A 22,865-nucleotide genomic window follows, 5' to 3' on the forward strand; every position below is an offset into this window, starting at 1 on the left:
AGTCAGATCTCACGTAGATATCGACTGGGCCTTTTGTTGATGTCTGCTTTCTATAGCTTACCCAATTTTTAAGAAAAATATATATAATGTGATCGATTTGTCTGCTACACTACTGTTTAGAACAACTTAGAATATATAAAAAGAGGTAGCATATGCAGCAATTTACAGCAGTTGAACGTAAGAGATTTTGGATACTTGTCACGATTGTATCTATATCAGGTTTTTCACAAGGGATGTTATTGCCACTCATCTCCGTAATATTTGAGCAAGACGGGGTAAGTGCGACTTTAAATGGATTAAGTGCAACAGGTCTTTATATAGGTACATTATTAATATCTCCATTTATCGAGCCTCCACTTCGTAAGTTTGGGTACAAGCCCATTATTGTTATAGGTGGGCTACTCGTAATTGTCTCACTAATGCTCTTTCCGTTATGGAAGAGTGTTGCATTTTGGTTTGTATTGCGATTGTTGATAGGGATTGGAGATCATGCCCTTCATTTCTCCACACAGACTTGGATTACTAGCTTCTCCCCACAACATCGATTAGGAAGAAATATAGCGATATACGGTCTTTCATTTGGTGTGGGTTTTGCAGTAGGACCTTTGTTTGTCCAACTTGTAGAAATCTTTGAAGGGCTGCCGTTTATCGTATCTAGTCTTCTCTGTTTAGGAGCCTGGTTGCTAGTCTTTTTTGTTAAAAATGAAAAACCAGAAATTCATACTAGCTCATCAGCTCACACAGGAACATGGAAACGATTTGGAGCAGCGTTCGCAGTTGCTTGGGTAGCATTTATTCCTCCGTTTTGTTATGGATTCTTGGAATCTTCTTTAAACGCCATTTATCCGGTTTATGCACTTCGAAATGCTATAGAAGTTACAAGCTTGTCGTACATACTAGCAGCATTTTCTATTGGTGGAGTTGTCTCTCAACTGCCACTTGGCGTATTAAGTGACAAAATAGGAAGACGAAAAGTGTTAATCATAATGCTTGGCCTTGGTGCAATTACATTTGGAATTGCCAGTCTTTTTGAAACTTCTACCATGATAATAGCCATATTATTCTTTATAGCTGGAATGTTTGTAGGGTCGACATTCTCATTGGGGATTTCTTATATGGCTGACTTAACACCGAAAGAACTGCTTCCTACAGGTAATTTAATTTGTGGTATTTTCTTTAGTCTTGGAAGTCTCTCTGGTCCCTTTTTAGGCGGTCTTTTTATTCAGCTATTTGAAGGTATTAGCTTTTTAGTATTAGTTGCCTTACTACTTGGCATTTTATCGTTTATTATCTTTGTATCGAATCCTCAAAAGAAAAGTTTTGTTTGAAGGAGTGTGAGGTGAAATATGAATAATAGAGTGAAAGAAACATACAATCAGCTTGCGGATGATTATGAATATAACGTGGATACTAATAGTCCATTCAACACGCAATATGAACGACCTGCGATGATGAACCTTTTGCCATCCGATTTAAGAAATAATAAAGTTCTGGAGGCAGGATGTGCGGCTGGGTGGTATACAAAACAATTGATCCATTTAGGAGCAGATGTAACTGCCACCGATATTAGTCCTAAAATGGTAGAGGCTACTAAAAGAAGAGTTGGGGAAGCTGCAAGTGTTTTTTGTATAGACTTGGGAGAAAAGCTTCCTTTTGAAGATGAAACATTTGATTGGATCATTAGCTCTTTAGTACTTCATTATATAAAGGACTGGAGCAGCACTTTCAAGGAGTTTCAGAGAATATTAAATCCCGGTGGAAAACTGTTATTTTCCGTCCACCATCCCTTTATGGATTTTAGATTATCCGAAAATGGAGATTATTTTTCAAAAGAATTCATTATCGACTAATGGGAAAGAAAAGGGAAAGTGATTGAAGTTCCATTCTACCGGAAACCTCTTCAACAGATACTAAATGATACACTTGTGCATTTTTCTATTGAGCGGATAATTGAACCTCAACCTACAGAAGAATTTAAAATGAATGAACCTGAAAAATATGAACGTCTAATGAAAAATCCACATTTTATGATTGTAAAAGCAATTAAAAAAGGAAACACTCGGGATTAAATCACCAAGTGTTTCCTTTTTCATTGTTTATTGTAGTTCCAACCGCCATCTCCATTATAAATCATTAGCTTGGACATACCGCCATCAATTGTAATATTTTCTCCGTTGATAAAATCGTTTTTGGGATCACATAAGAAAATAGCAGCTCTTGCTATATCAAGTGGATTTCCGATACGGTGAGATGGATGTTGAAGTAAATCTTCATCAGAAGCATTATAGATTTCATTTGATTCATGATATGCACCAGTTTCAATCCATCCAGGGCTGATTGCGTTCACACGTACCTTTCCTGCTAAGCTAATAGAAAGAGCATGAGTTAGTGCTGATATACCTCCCTTTGCGGAACTATAGCTCTCCGTGTCCGCTTGGGACATAAATGCTCGAGTGGACGACATATTGACGATAGAAGCATGATTGCTAAAATGAGTTAGAAATAGCTTTGTCAACATAAAAGGTGCTGTTATCCCTACATTTAATACTTCAGTAAAATCCTCATAACTGCAATCGCTTATAATTCCCTTATTGCTAAAACACGCATTATTAAGCAAGAAATCAATTGAGCCATATTTTTGAATAACTTGATTGGCAAACTTCTCAATATCTTCTTTTTTAGCTAAATCCCCAGCTATAAATAAATGATTGCCAGATAAGTTGGTAAGCACTTTCTGACCTGCATTTTCATCTTTATCAATAAAAGCAATAGAGCATCCCAGCTTTGAAAACTCTTCTACAAGACATCTGCCAATTCCCTTGCCTCCACCCGTTATGACACATACTTTTCCTTGGAACATATCATCACCCATTTCTTTTATATACTCCATTTTAACTATAAAACCTATGCCAATTCAAAGAGTATGATCTTAAAACGGAAAATTTTGCAAAAAATGAAACTAATTTTCAATTCAAAACGTATGATATAAAAGTACTCTTAGAAACGATTATGATAGGGGGATTTCATATGCGTACTAATTGGTCAAATTACGCTTGGAAATTATGTTGGGTTGTTGGTTTAATTGCTTTGACATTATTAAGTTCCTTTTTACGGCAAAGAATTCGAGATAATAGCGCAATAACGTTCGACATGCTTCCTTTTTTTTGGTTCAATGCAACTATATTTTTAATATTTGGCTTATATATATCACTACTATTTATCAAAACTTGGGCAGTTAATATAAATTGGCCATTACTATTATGTGTAAGTTTACCAAGTTTGCTTATTGCATTTTATAGCCCAGTTATATTCACTATCGTAAAATATACAACTCCTGATTTATCTAATTTTACTGTTCCTATTCCTTTTTGGTTACACCGGATAAATGAACTAGGTATTCCAGCAATTGTCGCAGGGTTATCCATAATGATTGGAATGTTTGAAAATAGGAATACTAATAATGCAATTAATAAATGACACGAGGTAAGTTTAATGGAATTATTCATTGAAAAAGTGAACAGAAAGAAAAGTTCTAAGCCCATTTTGTTTACGAGATTTTTTATACTCTTGGCAATGGTTATCTTTTTAATAATGGCAATAGTTAACGACTTGGATATTTCTATACTAAGCTTTGTCTTTGTTATGGGAGGCATTGGCTCTACAGTAGACGGTATTGAAAGTTATTATCACAAAGCTAAAAGAAAGGTTGTACTTACGGAAATAGGATTAGGTATTGTATATTTTGTTATTTCATATATTCTATTTTTCTAATACCGCAGTGTCGAAGGGTGAATAATTATGAGAAAAATAAGTGTAATAATAGGAGCTACTAGTAGCCTTGTTTTGTTCTTCTATATAATGTATTTTTTAATGACAAATGATACAATGACTACTGTTTCCTTTCTTCCAGTAATTATAGGAATGGGAGGGTTTGCTTCGTTTATAGGCGGGCTTATAGAGCTAAAAAAAATAAGTGTGGAAGAAAAGAGTGGAACGACGAACAGGAGGTAACAATTGATAAAAATTAATGCCAAATCGATACATTCAGAACTAAGGCAGCTTCTGTCTTTTGCGACTTCTGTGGATAAGATTAATCAAGAATATGAAAAATACGTATCTTCAAATGAACGAAATTTATATGGGCTTGAGTTAAAAGAAAGTATAATTGGTTGTATTGGGATTGAAATTATAAGCTCAAATACTATTGAAATAAAACACATCGCTGTATCACCTAGTAAAAGAGGAAAGGGAATAGGAAGCCAAATGATTAATTTTATTTGTGCTCACTATTCTTCTTGTTCTATTCATGCCGAAACCGATAGGGATGCAGTTGAATTTTATCGAAAGTATGGATTTGAGATTACGAGTTTAGGAGAAAAATATCCAGGCGTTGAACGTTTTATGTGTGAGTTAACTAATGATAAAAGAGTAGCTAACGACTAAATTTAGTTGGATATTTGGCTTATCGACCTATTAATTTCCGTTCCAGGCGGACGCTTTCCACCGGCATGGCTTCAGCCGCTTCCCTTGCTCCTGCGCAAGCTCGTCGCAAAAAAACGATGCTCCTGCGCAAGCTCGTCGCAAAAATTAATTTCACTACGCTCAGTCCAGGGTCTTCAGCTCATGCACCTGCCGCTTCGCTTTCGGTGCAGAAAACATTTGCTATTTCGGCAGGAGTCGCCGCCCTCCACTCCAATTAACTATTATCCGCTTTTCAATTAGAAAACCATTATGCCATTAATAGAGCAAGTTTTTATCTCTTACAATTTTTTAATTAGTATTTATAGAAAATCGTTGAAAAAGGCGATACTCCTGCGGGAATAGCGTTAGCCGAAGACCCCGCAGTTGAGGGGAAGGCAATCTAAGTTCGCCGCATCCTGCAGCAACGATTGCATGACCAACATCGTGTTGGCCTAGGAGGCTAAGGCAACGCCCGCGGAAAGGGAGCCGTTTCAACGATTTTCTTATTTATCGGATGACATTGTTAGTTAGGTCAAATTCTATAGATTTTTTCAGTGCCCTCGCAACAGAAGTTTATGGCTTTAAGACAAACTTAATACTTTCTTCTTCAAAATCGTGGAATGTTTTGTATGCCTCGCTTGCTTTTTCTAGAGGAACTCTATGTGTAATAATTTCGCGTGGATCAATCTCGCCGTTCGCTATCATTTCATATAACATAGGCATATAGTGAATAACCGGGGCTTGTCCCATTTTTAAAGTTACGTTTCGTTCAAAAATATTACCTAGTGGGAACATATTATAAAGAGATCCATAAACGCCAGTTAATTGGATAGTTCCAAACTTTCTTACTGAATTTAGGCCAATATCAATAGCGCTCAGTGTTCCACCCTGAAGCTTAAGCTTTTGTTCTACTTTTTCTATCATGGACATTTTCCCATCCATACCGACACAGTCTATAACAACATCTACTCCACCATTTGTAATTTCCTTAATGTGGCTTCCCATGTCATCAAAATCATCAAAATTATATGCTTCCACATTGTTCATCTTGATCGCATGATTTAAACGATAGGGTACATGGTCAACAGCAATAACTCGCTTTGCACCTTTCATCCAGGCAAATTTCTGTACCATCAGTCCGATTGGTCCAGAACCAAGTACCGCAACAGTATCGCCTGCTTTCATTCCAGAATTTTCAATGCTCCAATAAGCTGTAGGAAGAACGTCCGAAATAAATAATAAGGACTCATCTTCTAATTCGCAGGATTCTGGAATCTTAAAAGGCATGTAATTGCCATAGGGCACTCTTAAAAATTCTGCTTGTCCACCAGGATAATTACCATAGCGTTCGGTAAAGCCAAAATAAGCACCTGAATCTATAGCTGGATTTTCATTTGAATTGTCACATTGACTTTCCATTTCGTTTTGACAATAGAAACATTCTCCACAGGAAATGTTAAAAGGTATAACAACTCTGTCACCTTTTTTAACTTTTGTAACATCAGGTGCTACTTCTTCTACAATTCCCATAGGTTCATGGCCAATCACATAGTCCTTTCGTGTAGGCGTAGCACCTCTATAAATATGCAAATCAGAACCGCAAATGGCAGTAGTCGTAATACGTACGATAATGTCATCGCTCTTTTCAATTATTGGATCGGGTACTTCCTTTACCTTAATATCCTTTGCTCCTTGGAAAGTGACTGCTTTCAAAAAATCTCCTCCTTTAAAAGTGTCTCATTAATAGTAATAACCCAATTTGAAAAAACAAAACCAATAATTAAGAAGAAGTTAAAAAAGCCAGAGTATCTTAAACAGATTCTCTGGCTTATTTTTAGTTCTTTAATTCTAGTAGAGTTACTGCTTCAACATGTGAAGTCTGAGGAAACATATCTACTGGCTGAATATATTTCACATCGTAAAGCTTTGTTAGCTGCTGAAGATCTTTTGCAAGAGTGGAAGGATTACATGAAGTGTATACAAAACGTTTTGGTTTGATAGCTAAAACGGTTTTGATAAATTCATCCTCAAGACCTGTGCGTGGTGGGTCGACGGTTAAAACATCTGGAACAAAACCTTCGTTTTTCCATTTTGTTAGCCATTGTTTCGCAGTTCCGTGAACATACTTTGTATTAGTGAAGCTATTCCGTTTAGCATTCTTTTTAGCATCTTGAATAGATTCTTCTATAATATCCATTCCTCGAACTTCCTTCGCATTTTTTGCAAGCCAAAGTCCGATTGTACCTACGCCACAATAGGCATCTACTACTGTTTCATTTCCCGTAAGAGCAGCCGCTTTTTCTATTTCAGTGTATAAATTTTCAGTTTGCTCCGGATTTAGTTGGAAGAATGCTCTAGCTGATAAGTCAAAAGCCAATTCTCCAAGTTTTTCATGAATCGTTTCTTTTCCGAATAAATTGAATGTTGTATCACCAAAAACAAGTGATGTTTTTTCTGCATTAATGTTTTGACTAATGGACACAATATTAGAATCAATTCCACGAATTAGTTGAACAAGTTCCTCTTTATGAGGCATTTTCTTTTTAGTAGTAACAAGTGTTACTTGGATTTGTCCTGTTTTTACACCTGTACGAACAACAATCGTACGAACTATTCCATTTGGATTCTTTTCATCGTATATAGGAATGTTCAGTTTATGCAGGAAGCCTTTAATTTCATTTGTGATATGTGTAGTCACTGGGTGTTGCATAATACATTCATTGATATCAATTAATTTGTTTGAGCTTTCGGCATATAATCCAGCGATAACTTTATTTCCTATGCTTCTTACCTGAAACTGACTCTTATTTCGATAATTTAACGGGTTATCCATGCCAATAGTTTGTTTTACATCAATAGTTGGTGCTAAGTCTTTGACATAACGTTCTAGTGCTTGGATAACAAGATCTCTTTTTTCGATTAGCTGTCTCCCATAACTCATATGCTGAAGCTGACAGCCACCGCATGCTTCATAAACTGGACATTGTGGAACTACACGATCAGGGGAAGCCTGACGGATTTTTTTGATTTTTGCTTCTGCATATTTTGCCTTAGCTTCTGTCACTTGAGCTGTTATTACTTCGCCAGGTAAAGCACCTTTAACAAAAATAACATTTCGTTTGAAAAAACCTACACCTTCGCCGTTTATTCCAAGTCTTTTTATCGTTAGAGGAAATTCTTGTCCTACTTGTATTACTGTTTGTTCTGTCATTCCTTCACGTCCTTTATCCGCTTTAACTAGTAGTAAAGTCCCCACTTCATCACTTCGGTGGGGACTAACTAAAAGTAAAAGTCCGATTGTTTCAACTAACATCCCATTACTATGAATGAAGTTTCACTTTATAATCTTGCTTCTATTATAAAGGACAATTTTAAGGTTGCAAATCAATCGGAATATCCAGATTATTCATATTTAATTCGTCTATTGTTCCAAATGTATAACCCATTTTTCTTGCTTCTTGAATGAACATAGGAAGACCTTCTGCATTATCAGGTGAAACAGTGTGCATTAGAATGATTGCACCAGGATGAATTTGAGACATTAATTGATCGTAAGCGTATTTTCCGCCCTTCTTCACATCCTTGTGCCAATCGATAAAAGCAATTGACCAAAATATATGCTGATGGCCAATTTCGTTTGCAGCTTGTAATACTTGTTCATTAAAGATTCCTTCTGGAGGACGAGTAACGGTAGTTCTTTTTAGGGTGGTTAGCTCGCTCAATCGTTGGTCAAACTTTTGCAATTCTTTCTTCACACCTTCTTTTGAAAGCTTAGCTAAATTCGGATGACCATAAGAATGGTTTCCAATTTGATGTCCCTCTTCAATCATTCGTTTAACAAGAGGGGTAGCACTTTCTAGATAATGTCCTGTAAGAAAGAATGTAGCTTTAATATTTTCTTTTTTTAGCGTATCTAAGATACTTTCTGTATATCCGTTTTCATAGCCATTATCAAAAGTGAAATAGAGAACTTTTTTATCTGATGGACCTTTGTAAATAGCGCCATTTCTTTCAAGCATCGCATCTAATTCTGAACCTGCTTCTGCTGGAATTTCGTTTGTCGCTTTCTTCAATCCCCAATGTATTTCTTTGGATTGCGCAGAGAAGGGTTGATAGAAGAACCCCATACTGATGACAAACGCAGCTAATACTATTCCAAATACATGGTATTTCCACATGAAAAACACAACCTCCTTTTTTTAAGTAGGTTGCGCTAGTGGTTTTTATTTATTCATGAATAAATATCTGTTAGTGCTTTACTCAGATTTGGAAAATCAAAAACAAATCCATTTTCTATTAAGACTTCCGGTAAGACATGTTGACCTTCCAAAACAAGTTGGCTTTTTTCACCAAGGGCAAGTTTTAACGCAAAAGAAGGTACTGGGAAGTAATAGGGTCTTTTTAATACGCTCGCTAATATTTTGCCAAACTCATTCATTCTTTTTGCATCCGGTGCTGCGACATTAAAAGGGCCATGTATGTTATTTTCTATGGCAAACAGTAGAGCTTTTGAAACATCTCTGACATGAACCCACGACATCCAATTTTTACCCAAGCCGATAGGTCCTCCAACAAATAGTTTATACGGAAGAGCATAGAGTGGAAGTGCGCCTTCACTTTTCCCTAAAATGATTCCAAATCTTCCATAAGCAACTCTAATTCCTAGTTGTTCAGCTGTTTGTGCTTTAACTTCCCAGTCTTGAACTGTTTTCGCTAAAAAGTCTGTTCCAACTACGAGTGAGTTTTCGGTATATGTTATATCTTCCGAGGCAGGATAAATGCCAATTGCACTAGCATTTACAAGAACTTTTGGTTTATGCTCTAATGCATGTAGTATTCGAATAACTTCATCTGTTGCTTGCATTCGACTTTCGTAGATTTTCTTTTTTTGTTCAACGGTCCATCTTCCATTATTTATGGACTCACCAGCAAGATTTACGATTGCATCAATTCCTTCCAGCTTTTTTTCAGGTAAGGAATTGCCTGATAACCATTTTACAAATGAAACATTATTTATGTCTTTGTTGGGTGAACGAGTTAAAATAAATACCTCATGTCCCATTTGAACGAGTAGGTTAGTTAGTTCACTACCTACAAATCCAGTACCTCCAGTAATAGCTATTTTCATATTCAGCCCTCCTTTATGGAATATCTTAACATTCTCCAGAGTTATCACCTATTAAAATATACGGTATAATAGTAGGGATGAATGGAGAGGTTTACTAAATGCCGATTATTACAAAAATAGGTCGTCAAAAAAATAATAAAGAACGATATAATTTATATTTGGATGAAAAATATGCTTTTAGTGTAGATGAAGCTGTTTTAATTAAGTATCAGCTTACAAAAGGGAAAGTGATAGAAGCTTTTACAATCGATGAAATCGTTTTTGATGATGAAGTAAGAAAGGCTTATAATAAAGCAATCAACTTTTTGAGTTATCGTATGAGAAGTGAGCATGAGGTAAAGAAAAAGTTATTAACGAGTGATTTTGGAGAAGCAGTAGTGTTAGAAGCAATTCGAAAGCTATACGAGCATGGCTTTTTAAATGATGAGAGTTTTACGAAAGCATTAGTCGCGACTCAAAAGAAAAACAGTAAAAAGGGCCCTTCAGCTATACGCCAAGAATTAAAGAAAAAAGGAATTGAAAAAGACTTACAAGAAGAGGTTTTAGCAACTTATACAGAAGACGAACAATTGAAAATTGCTCGGACACTGACTGAAAAAATAATTAACCAAAATTCAGATAAAACACCAAGGCAAATTAAACAAAAGGTGCAAGAGGCGTTACAACGAAAAGGATACAACTTCTCGATTATTTCCCAAGCAATAGAATCTTTTGAACTCGAAAAAGAACAGGAAGAATGGGAAGATATTATTTCAACTCAGGGTGACAAGGTTTGGAGAAAATATGTATCGAAATATACGGGATATGATTTGAGGAACAGGGTAAAACAAGCACTATACTTAAAAGGATTTCCCGGAGAGCAAATTGATTTATTTATAGAGAAAAAGGAGCTGGAACAACAGGATGATTGAGAAAAAATATAGTGATATGACAGAACAAGAATTACGAACTGAAATCGCTAGACTGAAAGAGAAAGCAAGAAAAGCAGAACAATTAGGTATTGTAAATGAATATGCAGTATATGAAAGAAAAGCTACAATGGCTCAAGCGTTTCTAACTGATCCAGCATCTATTAAACCAGGTGAAATGTACCGTATCTCAAGTGATCCAGGAATATTTTTTCAAGTGGAGTATCTTAAAGGAAGATTTGCCTGGGGATACAGATTAGGTGGAGACAAGTATGAAGAAGCATTACCAATTTCGTTATTATTGCCTCTAAAGGAAGGAAAATAAGATGCAGGATAAAATAGATACTTTAACACAACAGCTAATTGAAAAAAACGATAAACTTTCTGCTGCAAAGGCAAGAGCATGGATTGAACTGCTTTGGTCAGATTTTGAATCATCTTATGCGAGAGCAGGATATGATTACAAAGGTGCAGCAGTCACTGAAATGGTCATCAAAAAATGGATAGAAGGTTATGGTGACCAATTGCATGAATTTGCTAGCTCGAATGAAAAGTATAAGCATCTTTTGGAAGTAGATGATTTCTTAAATTAAAGGTATTTATTACGGAAAGTTTTTAAATTGAGAATACAAAAAACACTGATTCTTACAATGAGTCAAACAAAGCCAAAATAAAAAAAGCTAGGAAATTGATTTCCTAGCGTTTCTATTTTATTTCATCAATTGGCATAAAGTCTAATTTTTTTCGAAGTTTATCTTCACTAAATATCCAACCCGTATAAGAATTGACGATTTCAAGATCTTCATTCAAATGTGCTACTGCCACAAATGGATAATAGTCATTACTACGATACCTCAAATCAATCAGGCGTACTTCGTGTAATTGATCAAACTTCGTGATTTCCCAACGATAGATTGGTGAAAAAGAAAGAAAAGCGCTTAAGTTTTTATCTTTTAAGGCTGCCTTTACCAATTGGGAGTCAGGTATGGGAACTCGTTCGAATTTATCGTAAATGGTAATGGAGCGTCCATATGCTCGTCCAACATAATGGTGTGTTTTGGAGAGAGCAGCTACACGCCACTGGAAGAAGCGCATGGTTGGAGCGGTTATTATTTGATCGGCATCCGGAATGGTATGTTTGACTGCATTTTTAACCGCTGCTTGTACTGCAAATCGTAAAATATAATAACAAACGATTACTGCGTACATAATAAGAAAGGTTGGAACTGGATTAGCACCAAACATCCATAGTAGCAAGCCTAGTACATGTAAGCCAAAAATTATCGGATCAAAAGTATTTATAACACCCAGTGCTACCCATTTCCTTGAAAAAGGCCGGATTGCCTGTGTACCATAGGAATTAAAAATGTCTACAAACACATGTAGAAAAACAGCTAAAAATGTCCACAGCCAAAGGTGCAAGAAATTTGCTTCTTGTATAATCAACCAAAGTACGGATGAAATTAGTAATGGCCATAAAATGACTGCTGGTATGGAATGAGTAATCCCACGGTGATGTCTTATATATACCGCATTATTGCGTAATTTTAACACTGTATCAATATCTGGTGCTTGGGAACCTATAATAGTTCCAGCTATTACAGCAGTAGTAGTAAGGGAACTACTAGCAACTACGGGGTCGGCAAGTGCTAAGCCTCCAAGAGCTATACCCATTACAATATGTGTACCTGTATCCACTTAATCATCTCCTTTTTGGACAACAAGTTGAATTAATCATAAAATAAAATCGAATAAATAACAAAGCTCACACTAACATATACCCGATTATAAATGACAATAATCGCAAGGAAGGAATTTACATTGAACGAATTATACAAAAAACAAGTACGAAATGCATTAGTTTCTTGGTTTGAGGTAGAAAAACGGGACTTACCTTGGCGTAAAACAAAAGACCCCTATAAAATATGGGTTTCAGAAGTTATGCTACAGCAAACAAAAGTGGATACCGTTATTCCTTATTATGAAAGATTTATTGCAAAATATCCTTCACTGGAGTCATTAGCGAACGCAGATGAAGAAGAATTATTAAAGGAATGGGAAGGTTTGGGGTATTATTCCAGAGCCCGTAACTTACAGGCTGGAGTAAAAGAGGTGGTGGAGTATTATGATCGTAACGTTCCCTCCACTAGAAAAGAAATATCTAAGTTAAAAGGTGTTGGCCCATATACAGCAGGAGCAGTATTAAGTATCGCGTATGGCGTACCTGAGCATGCAGTAGATGGAAATGTTATGAGAGTGCTTTCCCGTCTTTTATTGATAAAAGAAGATATTGCCAAACCAAAAACTAAAAAAGTTTTTGAAGAGGCTGTCATGGAGTTAATCGATAGGGAGAATCCTTCTGCATTCAATCAAGGATTGATGGAGTTAGGAGCAGTGATATGTACACCAACTAAACCAAAATGCTTACTTTGTCCTGTAAGAGAATATTGCTCAGCATTTTTTGAAGGAATGCAAGAAGAACTTCCAGTTAAAACAATTAACAAAAAATCTAAAATACATAAAATGAAAGCAGTTGTCATTGAAAAAGATGGGAAAGTCCTTTTGGAAAAGCGTCCAAGTAAAGGATTGTTAGCGAACATGTGGCAATTCCCAATGGTAGAGCTACCTACTACTAATCATACAGTAGAAGAGGTAATCGAGCATGATTATCGAATTAGTATTATAAAAGGGAAAGAAATACTTACCTTTAAGCATATCTTTTCACATTTAACGTGGGAAATGGAGAGTTATGCAGCGCAGCTAACAAAAGATAAAGGACTACCAGATAACTGCAAATGGTTCACTAAGGAAGAAGTAGAAAATCAACCAATGCCAGTTCCAGTTTTGAAAGTATGGAACGCATGGAAAGAAAGGGATTTTGAACAATGACAACAAGAAAAGTTGCACTAGTAACGGGAAGCAGTAGAGGTTTAGGAAAAGCACTAGCTATTGAACTTGCTAAAAATGGATATGATATTGTTGTTAACTATGCAAGAAGTAAATCGGCAGCACTTGAAACAGTACAAGAGATTGAAGCATTAGGAAGAAAAGCACTTCTTGTTCGTGCGAATGTGGGAGATATCGAAAAACTACGAGCAATGTTTCAAACTGTAAAAGAAGAGTTTGGTCGTTTAGATATCTTTGTTAGCAATGCAGCTTCTGGCGTATTACGACCAATTATGGAATTGGAAGAGTCTCATTGGGATTGGACAATGAATATTAATGCGAAAGGAATGCTTTTTGGGGCACAAGAAGCGGCAAAATTAATGGATAACGGTGGGAAAATACTTGGGATCAGTTCACTTGGTTCGATTCGTTATCTCGAAAATTACACGACAGTTGGCGTTTCAAAAGCAGCAATCGAATCCCTTACAAGATATTTAGCTGTTGAATTAGCCCCAAAAGGAATTTCTGTAAATACGGTTTCTGGTGGAGCATTAGATACAGATGCACTGAAACATTTTCCAAATCGCGAAGAGTTATTAGAAGATGCTCGAATAAATACTCCTGCTGGGAGAATGGTGGAAATCGAGGATATGGTGAAAACGGCGATGTTTTTATTATCTGATGACTCCATGATGATTAGAGGACAAACGATAATTGTGGACGGCGGAAGATCGATAAAAATGTAAATAATCATATGAATATTAACACCTAAAGAGCACATGATATATGTGTACGGGGGTGAAATCCATGAAAAAGAATAACAGTAACCAATCAAACAAGAGTCAAGAGTTTGCGGCAGAAACTGATATTCAAAACGTAAAAGAACAAAACCGTCAAGCGGAGATGAAGAAACAACAAGCTAGCGCTCCAAAAGCAAATCGTTCTTTTAACTCAAGTAAATAAGTGGATTCACCAAGATCAGCGAAGGCATTTTGCCTTCGCTGATTTTTTTACTACAGTTTTTTTGTATGGATTGCTATAATAAGTAAATAAGTTAAAATTCTATATTGCGCTTGATGAAAAGAAGGTGGCTAAATCATGGCGATTCCAACTGAAGGAGAAATTATTCAAATTCACAGCTACAAGCATAATGGCCGCATCCACCGTGTCTGGCAGGAAACGATGGTTTTAAAGGGCACCAAAAATATTGTAATAGGAGCAAATGAGCGAACTCTTGTAATTGAGGCGGACGGAAGAACCTGGATTACAAGAGAGCCATCAATTTGTTACTTTCATGCAGAACATTGGTTCAACATTATTTGTATGCTTCGAGAAGATGGTGTATATTATTACATCAATATGAGTTCGCCATTTGTCTATAATAATCAACGGTTAAAATACATTGATTATGATTTAGATGTAAAGGTCTTTCCAGACATGACCTATACGATTCTAGATGAAGATGAATACGAGCAGCATAAAAAAGAAATGAATTATCCAAAAGAGATAGATGGGATTCTTGATCGGAATATAGAGAAACTAATTTCTTGGATAAAGCAAAGAAGAGGTCCATTTGCTCCTGATTTCATCGAAGCGTGGACAAGTCGTTATCATTTTTATAAACAGTTAAATGAGTAGACGGAAACCTGTTGAGAGATACAACAGGTTTTTCCAATTTTGAAAGGGAGTAATTCTATGAGTTCGATGAAGCGGTATATGCAATTTGTGAAACCATATAACCTTCAAATATTATTAACGATTGTCATTGGTATTATCAAATTTGCTATACCTTTATTTATACCAATACTTATTAAAATTGTGATTGATGATATTATAGGTGGGGACATGACTTCGGAAGAAAAGATGCAACAGTTGGTTTATTGGTTAGGAGGGACTGCATTAGTATTTTTAATAGTTCGTCCACCAATCGAGTATTATCGACAATATTTGGCTCAACTAGTGAGTAATAAAATACTATATGATATACGTCAAAAACTCTATATTCATCTGCAGAAACTAAGTTTAAAGTATTACTCGAATACTCGAGCTGGAGAAGTTATTTCCAGAGTTATAAATGATGTAGAACAAACAAAAAACTTTGTCATGATTGGTTTGATGAATGTCTGGTTAGATTTAGCTACTATTCTTATTGCAATCGGAATAATGCTCACAATGAATGTAAAGTTGACTATTGTTACTTTATTAGCATTTCCATTTTACGCATTTAGTGTGAAATACTTTTTTGGCAAACTACGCGATCTCACACGAAAACGGTCGCAGGCATTAGCAGGAGTCCAAAGCTATTTACATGAACGTGTACAAGGTATGAGTATTATTAAAACGTTTACTTTGGAGAAGCATGAACAAAAACTATTTAACGAAGCAAATGGAGAGTTTTTAGATAAAGCGGTCGACCAAACGATATGGAATGCGAAGGCATTCGCTGTTGTGAATACAATAACCGATATTGCACCATTACTAGTGATAGCATATGCAGGATATGAAGCAATCAACGGAAGATTATCTGTGGGAACGATGGCTGCTTTTATTGCATATATTGAACGTTTGTACAGCCCATTACGACGATTAGTTAATTCATCTACAACGTTAACTCAATCATTTGCATCTATGGATCGAGTCTTTGAATTGATGGATGAACAATACGATATTGTTGATAAAAAAGGAGCGACCACAATAGATCGCTCTCTTGGCAATGTTACATTCTCTAATGTGTCATTTCAATATGATAAAGATGGAACTACCATCTTAAATCATGTAGATTTTCACGTCAACGCTGGTGAAACAGTAGCATTTGTCGGAATGAGTGGTGGAGGGAAATCTACTATTATAAGTCTTATCCCTAGGTTTTATGATGTGACAAGTGGCAGTGTCCAAATTGATGGACAAGATGTTCGGAATGTAACAATTGAATCCTTAAGGAAGCATATCGGAATCGTATTGCAGGATAATATTTTGTTTAGTGACTCGGTAAAATCAAATATATTAATGGGTAATCCAAATGCTACAGATGAAGAGGTTATTGAAGCGGCTAAGGCTGCTAATGCACATGATTTCATCATGGAGTTACCAGAAGGCTATGAAACAAAAGTTGGAGAACGTGGAGTAAAACTTTCCGGCGGACAAAAACAGCGGGTAGCAATTGCACGAGTGTTTTTAAAAAATCCTGCAATTTTAGTTCTAGATGAGGCGACTTCTGCATTAGATTTAGAGAGTGAGGCTTTAATCCAAGACTCATTAGAACGACTTGCGAAAGATCGTACTACTATTATCGTTGCTCATAGACTTTCTACTATCACTCATGCTGATAATATATTTGTAATTGAAAATGGTGAAGTAGTTGAAAATGGAAATCATCATAACTTAATGAATCATAAAGGTGTATATTATAACCTTTTTCAAATACAACATTTAGATACAGTAAATTAAATAAGGAAACACCCTATAAGTGAACATTAACTTATAGGGTGTTTTTTACTATAAAAGATAGTCGAATGGTTATTTATATAATTGTATGAAAATACAGATTAAATTGGAAGTTATATATGAGTATAGATATATCAACTTTAATAAAGGTATTGCATACTCTTTTAAATTGTGTAGAATATTTAATATAGTAAGATAAGATAGAAAAATAAGATTATTTAGAAAGGGGGAGCACAACATGCAAAATCGTCAAGTAATTTTAGAAGTGAAAGATCTTCAAACTTCCTTTTTCACTGATGATGGTGTTATACCATCCGTTGATTACGTAGATTTTCATGTCAGAGAAGGAGAGATATTAGGAATCGTAGGCGAATCAGGTTGCGGTAAAAGTGTAACTTCTCTTTCAATCATGGGCTTGGTGCCTAGTCCTCCAGGGAAAATAACAAACGGACAAATTCTATTTAGAGGAAAAGATTTAACTAAATTTACGGAGAAGGAAATGCGAAATGTTCGTGGAAATGATGTTGCGATGATTTTTCAGGAGCCTATGACATCATTGAACCCTTTATTCACAATAGGAAATCAGCTAATAGAAGCAATAACATTACATAAAAAGGACTGGAGCAAAAAGGAGGCGAAAGCTAGAGCGATTGAAATGTTGAAGTTGGTAGGATTACCGAGGGCAGAAGAATTGATGCGAGATTATCCTCACCAACTCTCAGGTGGTATGAGACAGCGGGTTATGATTGCTATGGCATTAGTATGTGATCCAAAGGTACTAATTGCCGATGAACCAACTACAGCATTAGATGTAACGATACAAGCGCAAATATTAAAGTTGATGAGAGACTTGAATGAGCGATTAAATACGGCAGTTATATTAATTACACATGATTTAGGAGTTGTAGCAGAAACTTGTGAGCGAGTTGTTGTTATGTATGCTGGAAAGGTAGTAGAAGAGGGATCGGTTGAGACTATTTTCAATAATCCACAACATCCATATACGAAAGGTTTAATAGCTTCAGTTCCCGATATGCGTTTCAAAAAACAACGACTTTATTCAATTCCAGGAAATGTGCCAAAACCTGGGACGATTAAAGAAGGATGCCGGTTTGCTGCACGTTGTGAATCAGTGTTCGGTCGATGTACGGTAGAGAGTCCTCCTTTATATGAAACCTCCGAAGGTCATAAAACAAGATGTTTCTTATACGATGAAAAGGAGGTTGGAGTACATGACAAAACCGCTGCTACAAGTTGAAGGATTGAAAAAGTACTTTCCTACTCATTCGGGATTATTAGGAAGACAATCGGGTTACGTAAAAGCAGTGGACGATGTATCTTTTTATGTAAATGAGGGTGAAACACTTGGTATTGTAGGGGAGTCTGGTTGTGGTAAGTCTACTACTGGTCGAATGCTTATGAGATTACTAGAGCCGACTGAAGGTAAAGTAACTTTTGATGGAAAAGAACTTACGAATATTTCTAGTTCAGAAATGAGAAAAGCACGTAGAGAAATTCAAATGGTTTTTCAAGACCCATATGCATCATTAAATCCGCGTCATACAGTTGAGAAGATTTTAATGGAGCCTCTCATTGTTCACAACATTGGCGATGCTAAAAGCCGTAAGAAGAAAGTTTATGATTTTTTAGAAATCGTTGGACTAAGTAGTTACCATGCAAAAAGGTATCCACACCAATTTAGTGGAGGGCAACGCCAAAGGATTGGGATTGCTAGAGCATTAATGACAAATCCAAAGTTAATTATTGCAGATGAGCCGGTGTCCGCTCTTGATGTTTCTATTCAAGCGCAAGTACTTAATCTCATGCAAGATTTACAGAAAGAACTAAAGCTAACGTACATCTTTATCGCACATGATTTAGGGGTGGTGCGGCATATAAGTGATCGCGTTGGTGTTATGTATTTAGGTAAAATGGCTGAGCTTGCGACAAGTGAATCTCTTTACGCAGAACCACTACATCCATATACAAAGGCGCTGCTTTCTGCAGTTCCTGTTCCAGACCCAGAGTTTAAAAGGGAACAAATTATATTAGAAGGAGATATTCCAAGTCCTTCAAATCCACCGACAGGTTGTACGTTTCACACAAGATGTCCTTATAAGATGGATGTTTGTACAACCGTTGTACCGAAATTAGAAGAAGTAAAAACAGGTCATTTTGTTGCCTGCCATTTATATAAAGAGGCAGTCCAACATTGATAATATATTTTACGGAGGGGTTAATATGGGAAAGAAGAAAATATGGTCATTTTTGTTGCTAATGTTAGTAGCTCTAACAGTAGTTCTTGCAGCATGTTCTTCAGGTGATTCATCAGAAGGCACTAGCAAAACAGACAAAGAGAATGAAGGTGCTACTGAAGGGGAATCAGCATCTACTGGCAACAAAGTACTTATTTTTGGACGTGGTGGAGATTCCGTTTCATTGGATCCAGCCGCAGTAACAGATGGGGAATCCTTCAAAGTAACACAAAACGTGTTTGAAACACTTTTGAACTTTGGGGAACAAGATACAACGATTAATGAAGGATTAGCTACAAAATGGGAGCCTTCAGAAGACGGACTTACTTATACATTTACTCTACGTGAAGGGGTTAAGTTCCACGACGGAACAGACTTTAATGCAGAAGCTGTAGTAAAAAACTTTGAACGTTGGGCAAATGGTTCGGAAGACAAATTCCCATACTATGCTTCTATGTTTGGTGGTTTTGTAGGAGATGAAAGTCATGTAATTGAATCTGTAACTGCAGAAGGTGATTACACAGTTATCTTTAAATTAAAACGTGCACAAGCACCGTTCTTAAAAAATATTGCAATGAGTCCTTTCGGAATTGCTAGTCCGACTGCATTGGAATCTGCAGGAGATGCTTTTGGAGACAATCCAGTAGGTACAGGTCCATTTAAATTTGTTGAATGGAAACGTAATGATTCAATAACTGTTGAAAAATTTGAGGATTATTGGGCTGAAGGACTTCCAAAGCTTGATAAAGTTGTTTTCCGCTCTATTCCAGATAACTCGGCTCGTTTAAATGCGCTTCTTACAGGTGAAATTGATTTAGCGGATGGAGTAAATCCAGCAGATGGTGCAACAGTTGAAGGTGATTCAACTCTACAACTATTTGAACGTCCATCTATGAACGTAGGATATTTAGGTCTTACATCTACACGTCCTCCATTTGATAATGTAAAAGTTCGACAAGCGATTAACCATGCAATTGACAAACAAGCTATCGTAGATGCTTTCTTCGAGGGTCGTGCGGAAGTTGCGAAAAACCCAATGCCATCTTCTATTAGTGGATACAATGATGACATTCCTGGTTATGAGTACGATCCAGCAAAAGCAAAAGAACTTTTAGCAGAAGCAGGATTTGCGGATGGCTTTGAAATGGAATTATGGGCAATGCCTGTACCAAGACCATATATGCCAGATGGAACTAAGGTGGCTGAGGCTATTCAAAAGAACTTAGAGGATATCGGTGTTAAAGCGAAAATCGTTTCCTTTGAGTGGGCGACTTATTTAGAAAAAGCTCGTAACGGAGAAGCAGATGCATTCATGTTAGGTTGGACTGGTGATAACGGAGATGCAGATAATTTCCTTTATGTATTACTGGACAAAGATAATATTGGAAGTAATAACTACACTTATTATAGCAACGACGATCTACACAACATCCTAATTGAAGCACAAACAGAAGTTGACGAAGATAAACGTAATGAATTGTATAAGCAAGCTCAAGAAATCATATTTGCAGATGCTCCTTGGGTACCACTTGCACACTCAACTCCATTACTAGCAGGGAAAGCAGAATTGGTAGACTTCTTACCACATCCTACTGGATCTGATAAATTAACGAAAGTCGACTTTAAGTAATAAGCTTGAAGGGGAGAGGTCTTCGTGATTTCTCCCTTTTCTATATTAATTTCGAGAGAATAGCCTTACTACTTAGAAACTATCTAGATTCCAGTGCTTTTATTTATAAGGAGAGGTGAAGACAATGCTTCACTATATCGGAAAAAGATTATTACAATTAATCCCTGTTTTGCTTGGTATGACATTTGTTGTCTTTATGATTATACGGGCTATCCCTGGGAATCCTGCTCAGGTTATATTAGGGCAATTAGCATCAAAAGAAGCGATAGAAGCATTAGAAATAAAACTCGGATTAAATAATCCATGGTATACGCAATACTTTGATTACTTATTTGGTCTCCTAAAAGGAGATCTAGGAGAATCGATGCGAACAGTTCAACCAGTTGCAAAAGAGATTTGGCCATACTTAGCGGCAACATTTGAATTGGCTCTGTTTGCCATTATTATTGCGGTCATTATTGGAGTAAATGCTGGAATTATCTCTGCTTGGTTCCAAAACTCTTGGTTTGATTACTTTGCAATGATCTTAGCGTTAATAGGTGTATCTATGCCAATCTTTTGGTTAGGTTTGATGGAACAATGGATATTTGGAATAGAATTTCAATGGCTCCCTACGACAGGTAGAGAAGATGTAAGGAATCCAGTTTCATCTGTCACGAACTTATATGTATTAGATACGATATTGAATGGTCGTTTTGATCAGCTGGGTGTTGTGTTAAAACATCTAGTATTGCCGGGTATCGCACTTGCAACTATTCCAATGGCCATTATTGCACGAATGACTCGTTCTAGTATGTTAGAAGTAATGAGAGCTGATTATGTTCGAACTGCTCGAGCAAAAGGGCAAAAAATGTTTTGGGTTGTTTATAAGCATTCGTTGAAGAATGCCATCATTCCAGTACTAACAGTTATCGGCTTGCAAATGGGTCTGTTACTTGGTGGAGCGATATTAACAGAAACTATTTTTGGGTGGCCTGGTATTGGACGTTATATTTATGATGCAATTCAGTTCCGTGACTATCCTGTCATACAATCTGGAATATTAATTGTTGCGTTTATTTTTGTCATGATTAATCTATTTGTTGATATTTTATACGGTTTAATTGATCCAAGGATTAAATACGACTAAAGGAGGAATGAGGATGTCCGAAATGGTTCCGAACACGATAAATGAAGCAGTAGGTACTGTAAAAGAAACGTCGACTGGCCCTTGGCGTGATGCTTGGCGAAGCTTTAGTAAAAACAAAGTAGCGCTAGTTGGAGCAGTGATAGTTCTTTTCTTCGTGTTTTTAGCTGTATTTGGTCCGTGGTTAGCACCCCAAGGGATTAATGAACAGTCCATAAAAGATCATCGTTTGCTTCCACCATCCAGTGAGTTTTGGTTTGGGACAGATGATTTTGGTAGAGATATTTTTTCACGTATTATACACGGAGCAAGAATTTCACTTGGAGTAGGCTTTTTCTCTGTTATTGGTTCCGTAGTGATAGGTAGTATTCTAGGGATTATTGCAGGTTATTATGGAAAATGGGTGGATATGATTATATCCCGAGTTTTTGATGTAATGCTAGCATTTCCAAGTATATTATTGGCTATTGCAGTTGTTTCTGTATTAGGTCCTTCACTACGTAATGCATTGATTGCCATCGCAATTATTAATATTCCTAACTTTGGTCGACTCATTCGCTCAAAAGTTTTAAGTATTAAAGAGGAGGAATACATAACATCTGCCAAAGCGATAGGGATGAAAGACATAAGAATATTATTTTCTCATATTCTTCCGAACTCGCTGGCTCCTGTAATTGTTGCAGGTACATTAGCCATTGCATCGGCGATTATTGAAGCAGCAGCTTTAGGTTTTCTTGGTCTTGGAGCGCAGGCACCTGCACCAGAATGGGGAAAAATGTTAGCGGATGCTCGAATGTTTTTACGTAATGCACCATGGACAATGATTTTCCCAGGCCTTGCGATTATGCTAACAGTACTTGGTTTTAATTTAATGGGAGATGGACTCCGAGATGCTTTGGATCCTCGAATGAAAAACTAAAAAACGTGTCACCTAGATAAATAGGTGACACGTTTCAAACTGTAGACAAACTTAAATTTATGTTTAAATAGGGTAGATCCGTTTTTCCGAAGCTAGGGCACTGAAAAA

The 22,865-nt window shown here is 36.5% G+C and carries 24 protein-coding genes and 1 pseudogene; 19 read left to right on the top strand and 6 right to left on the bottom strand.

Features of this window, described 5'->3' with window-relative positions; translation table 11 throughout:
- The first annotated feature begins 152 nt into the window (after window positions 1-152).
- Entirely contained in the window at window positions 153-1,328 is a 1,176-nt protein-coding gene (locus tag PGC35_RS15045; RefSeq protein WP_053592012.1) for an MFS transporter, read from the top strand.
- Between the two features lie 18 nt (window positions 1,329-1,346).
- Window positions 1,347-2,069 (top strand): annotated as a pseudogene (locus tag PGC35_RS15050) (class I SAM-dependent methyltransferase).
- Window positions 2,070-2,089: 20 nt separating this feature from the next.
- Here PGC35_RS15050 and PGC35_RS15055 read toward each other — a convergent pair.
- Window positions 2,090-2,872 carry an SDR family oxidoreductase gene (locus PGC35_RS15055; protein WP_375219757.1) on the bottom strand — a complete coding sequence of 261 codons (783 nt, stop codon included), beginning with the start codon at window positions 2,870-2,872 and terminating at the stop codon, window positions 2,090-2,092.
- 155 nt (window positions 2,873-3,027) lie between these two features.
- Here PGC35_RS15055 and PGC35_RS15060 point away from each other — a divergent pair, with 155 nt between their 5' ends.
- Genes PGC35_RS15060 through PGC35_RS15075 form a run of 4 tightly spaced genes read left to right on the top strand, consistent with a single transcriptional unit; the run spans window position 3,028 to window position 4,443 of the window.
- The gene (locus PGC35_RS15060) at window positions 3,028-3,477 is read left to right on the top strand and encodes a hypothetical protein (RefSeq protein ID WP_375219758.1); all 450 of its coding nucleotides are present in this window, start codon (window positions 3,028-3,030) and stop codon (window positions 3,475-3,477) included.
- A 15-nt stretch (window positions 3,478-3,492) separates the two neighbouring features.
- The gene (locus tag PGC35_RS15065; protein ID WP_375219759.1) at window positions 3,493-3,771 is read left to right on the top strand and encodes a hypothetical protein; all 279 of its coding nucleotides are present in this window, start codon (window positions 3,493-3,495) and stop codon (window positions 3,769-3,771) included.
- Window positions 3,772-3,798: 27 nt separating this feature from the next.
- Complete coding sequence (locus tag PGC35_RS15070; RefSeq protein WP_375219760.1) at window positions 3,799-4,011, top strand: hypothetical protein; 213 nt, start codon at window positions 3,799-3,801, stop codon at window positions 4,009-4,011.
- Window positions 4,012-4,014: 3 nt separating this feature from the next.
- A complete protein-coding gene (locus PGC35_RS15075; protein WP_375219761.1) occupies window positions 4,015-4,443 on the top strand; it encodes a GNAT family N-acetyltransferase in 429 nt (142 codons plus the stop codon).
- A 591-nt stretch (window positions 4,444-5,034) separates the two neighbouring features.
- Here PGC35_RS15075 and PGC35_RS15080 read toward each other — a convergent pair.
- From PGC35_RS15080 to PGC35_RS15095, 4 genes are all read right to left on the bottom strand, one after another.
- Complete coding sequence (locus tag PGC35_RS15080) at window positions 5,035-6,174, bottom strand: zinc-dependent alcohol dehydrogenase (RefSeq protein WP_375219762.1); 1,140 nt, start codon at window positions 6,172-6,174, stop codon at window positions 5,035-5,037.
- Between the two features lie 121 nt (window positions 6,175-6,295).
- Entirely contained in the window at window positions 6,296-7,672 is a 1,377-nt protein-coding gene (gene rlmD, locus PGC35_RS15085) for a 23S rRNA (uracil(1939)-C(5))-methyltransferase RlmD (protein ID WP_375219778.1), read from the bottom strand.
- A 160-nt stretch (window positions 7,673-7,832) separates the two neighbouring features.
- Window positions 7,833-8,639 carry a polysaccharide deacetylase family protein gene (locus PGC35_RS15090; RefSeq protein WP_053592020.1) on the bottom strand — a complete coding sequence of 269 codons (807 nt, stop codon included), beginning with the start codon at window positions 8,637-8,639 and terminating at the stop codon, window positions 7,833-7,835.
- Window positions 8,640-8,692: 53 nt separating this feature from the next.
- A complete protein-coding gene (locus PGC35_RS15095) occupies window positions 8,693-9,589 on the bottom strand; it encodes a TIGR01777 family oxidoreductase (RefSeq protein ID WP_375219763.1) in 897 nt (298 codons plus the stop codon).
- Between the two features lie 98 nt (window positions 9,590-9,687).
- Here PGC35_RS15095 and recX point away from each other — a divergent pair, with 98 nt between their 5' ends.
- Genes recX through PGC35_RS15110 form a run of 3 tightly spaced genes read left to right on the top strand, consistent with a single transcriptional unit; the run spans window position 9,688 to window position 11,090 of the window.
- Window positions 9,688-10,500: a recombination regulator RecX gene (gene recX, locus PGC35_RS15100; RefSeq protein WP_375219764.1), complete on the top strand. Its 813-nt coding sequence runs from the start codon at window positions 9,688-9,690 to the stop codon at window positions 10,498-10,500.
- Window positions 10,493-10,822: a YfhH family protein gene (locus PGC35_RS15105; protein WP_053592023.1), complete on the top strand. Its 330-nt coding sequence runs from the start codon at window positions 10,493-10,495 to the stop codon at window positions 10,820-10,822. The genes recX and PGC35_RS15105 overlap by 8 nt, the downstream gene beginning before the upstream one ends.
- Before the next feature lies 1 nt (window position 10,823).
- A complete protein-coding gene (locus tag PGC35_RS15110) occupies window positions 10,824-11,090 on the top strand; it encodes a YfhJ family protein (protein ID WP_375219765.1) in 267 nt (88 codons plus the stop codon).
- Window positions 11,091-11,202: 112 nt separating this feature from the next.
- On the opposite strand, the gene PGC35_RS15115 is transcribed toward PGC35_RS15110, so the two are convergent.
- On the bottom strand, window positions 11,203-12,195 hold the full coding sequence (locus PGC35_RS15115) for a metal-dependent hydrolase (protein WP_056833274.1): 993 nt from the start codon (window positions 12,193-12,195) through the stop codon (window positions 11,203-11,205).
- Window positions 12,196-12,318: 123 nt separating this feature from the next.
- Between PGC35_RS15115 and mutY the strand changes: the two genes are divergently transcribed.
- From mutY to PGC35_RS15165, 10 genes are all read left to right on the top strand, one after another.
- A complete protein-coding gene (mutY, locus tag PGC35_RS15120) occupies window positions 12,319-13,386 on the top strand; it encodes an A/G-specific adenine glycosylase (protein ID WP_375219766.1) in 1,068 nt (355 codons plus the stop codon).
- Window positions 13,383-14,129 (top strand): enoyl-[acyl-carrier-protein] reductase FabL, encoded by a 747-nt coding sequence (gene fabL / locus PGC35_RS15125; RefSeq protein WP_053592027.1) that lies wholly within the window; start codon window positions 13,383-13,385, stop codon window positions 14,127-14,129. Before mutY ends, fabL begins: the two co-directional genes overlap by 4 nt.
- Before the next feature lie 61 nt (window positions 14,130-14,190).
- Complete coding sequence (locus PGC35_RS15130; protein WP_375219767.1) at window positions 14,191-14,346, top strand: gamma-type small acid-soluble spore protein; 156 nt, start codon at window positions 14,191-14,193, stop codon at window positions 14,344-14,346.
- A gap of 135 nt (window positions 14,347-14,481) precedes the next feature.
- Window positions 14,482-15,021: a nucleoside tri-diphosphate phosphatase gene (ntdP, locus tag PGC35_RS15135; protein WP_053592028.1), complete on the top strand. Its 540-nt coding sequence runs from the start codon at window positions 14,482-14,484 to the stop codon at window positions 15,019-15,021.
- 57 nt (window positions 15,022-15,078) lie between these two features.
- On the top strand, window positions 15,079-16,830 hold the full coding sequence (locus PGC35_RS15140; RefSeq protein ID WP_375219768.1) for an ABC transporter ATP-binding protein: 1,752 nt from the start codon (window positions 15,079-15,081) through the stop codon (window positions 16,828-16,830).
- Window positions 16,831-17,065: 235 nt separating this feature from the next.
- The gene (locus PGC35_RS15145; protein ID WP_375219769.1) at window positions 17,066-18,085 is read left to right on the top strand and encodes an ABC transporter ATP-binding protein; all 1,020 of its coding nucleotides are present in this window, start codon (window positions 17,066-17,068) and stop codon (window positions 18,083-18,085) included.
- Complete coding sequence (locus PGC35_RS15150) at window positions 18,060-19,043, top strand: ABC transporter ATP-binding protein (protein WP_053592031.1); 984 nt, start codon at window positions 18,060-18,062, stop codon at window positions 19,041-19,043. The genes PGC35_RS15145 and PGC35_RS15150 overlap by 26 nt, the downstream gene beginning before the upstream one ends.
- 25 nt (window positions 19,044-19,068) lie before the next feature.
- Entirely contained in the window at window positions 19,069-20,712 is a 1,644-nt protein-coding gene (locus PGC35_RS15155) for an ABC transporter substrate-binding protein (RefSeq protein WP_053592032.1), read from the top strand.
- Window positions 20,713-20,836: 124 nt separating this feature from the next.
- The gene (locus tag PGC35_RS15160; protein WP_053592033.1) at window positions 20,837-21,841 is read left to right on the top strand and encodes an ABC transporter permease; all 1,005 of its coding nucleotides are present in this window, start codon (window positions 20,837-20,839) and stop codon (window positions 21,839-21,841) included.
- Window positions 21,842-21,863: 22 nt separating this feature from the next.
- Window positions 21,864-22,757 carry an ABC transporter permease gene (locus tag PGC35_RS15165; protein WP_375219779.1) on the top strand — a complete coding sequence of 298 codons (894 nt, stop codon included), beginning with the start codon at window positions 21,864-21,866 and terminating at the stop codon, window positions 22,755-22,757.
- Window positions 22,758-22,865: the final 108 nt, after the last annotated feature.

Origin of the sequence: Psychrobacillus sp. PGGUH221, from assembly GCF_042055255.1 — a bacterium.
Taxonomy (GTDB): domain Bacteria; phylum Bacillota; class Bacilli; order Bacillales_A; family Planococcaceae; genus Psychrobacillus.